Origin of the sequence: Roseovarius sp. SK2 (genome assembly GCF_028807495.1) — a bacterium.
Classification (GTDB): Bacteria; Pseudomonadota; Alphaproteobacteria; order Rhodobacterales; family Rhodobacteraceae; genus Roseovarius; species Roseovarius confluentis.
Map to the genome: position 1 here is coordinate 1 of NZ_JARAMK010000035.1, position 1,217 is coordinate 1,217.

1 protein-coding gene is annotated in these 1,217 nt (G+C 53.5%); it reads left to right on the forward strand.

Annotated features, from left to right (window positions below; translation table 11 throughout):
• The first annotated feature begins 56 nt into the window (after positions 1–56).
• Positions 57–1,183 (forward strand): IS3 family transposase gene (locus PVV74_RS22800; protein WP_274594792.1). Its coding sequence is split into 2 segments (ribosomal slippage): positions 57–321 and positions 321–1,183, totalling 1,128 coding nucleotides; the frame shifts between segments, so codons are not numbered across the junction.
• Positions 1,184–1,217: the final 34 nt, after the last annotated feature.

A 1,217-nucleotide genomic window follows, 5' to 3' on the forward strand; every position in this document is an offset into this window, starting at 1 on the left:
TGATCCTCCCCCAATGAAGTGGTCCTCCGCTATGTTTAGGAAAACGGAGGAACCACATGGCAATCAAGCGACCGAAGCCCGAAGAAATTATCACGAAGTTACGGCAGGTTGAGGTTCTGACGGGGCAAGGTTTGCCGCGTCTGGATGCGATCCGGCAGATTGGTGTGACTGAACAGACCTACTACCGTTGGAAAAAGAAATACGGTGGAATGGGCTCAGATCAATTGAAGGAACTGAAGCGCCTTCAGAAAGAGAATGAGCGGCTGCGCAGGGCCGTTTCTGATCTGACGCTGGACAAGCTGATCTTGGCGGAAGCTGCAAAGGGAAACTTCTAAGCCCCGCTCGTCGTCGAGCCTGCATTGATCGTGTTCGAGCTGAACTGAATGTCTCAGAACGCCGAGCGTGTCGCGTTCTGAGACAACACCGATCCACACAGCGTAAGGTGCCAGTTGGTCGCGCCGATGAAGAGCGGTTGGTGGCCGACATGATCGAGCTGACCCGCCAATATGGCCGATACGGCTACCGTCGGATCGCAGCGCTGCTGAGAGATGTTGGCTGGCATGTGAACGACAAACGGGTCGAAAGGCTGTGGCGACGAGAGGGGCTGAAAGTGCCAATGAAACAACCAAAGAAAGGACGGCTTTGGCTGAATGATGGATCGTGCGTCAGACTTTGCCCTGAGTACCGCAACCATGTCTGGTCGTACGACTTCGTTCATTGTCGAACCGATGATGGAAGGGCGTTCCGGACATTGAACATCATTGACGAGCACAGCCGAGAATGTCTGGCCATTCGTGTGGATCGCAAACTGAACTCAGTCAATGTCATCGACGCCTTGAGTGATCTGTTCATCCTGCGCGGCATCCCGTCGTTCATTCGGTCTGACAATGGCCCGGAGTTTGTTGCTCAAGCCGTCCAGAATTGGATCAAATCGGTTGGCGCGAAGACCGCGTACATCGAACCAGGGTCACCTTGGGAAAACGGATACTGCGAAAGCTTCAATGCCCGGTTCAGAGATGAGTTCTTGAATGGCGAGATCTTCTACAGCTTGCGTGAAGCGCAAATCTTGATCGAAGAATGGAGGAAACACTACAACACCAAACGACCACACAGTGCTCTGGGCTATCGCCCGCCTGCGCCAGAAGCCATAGTCCAGATGGACCAAAGGCCGATCATGCACTAACAATCAAATTGGACCACTTAGATGGGGCCGATCA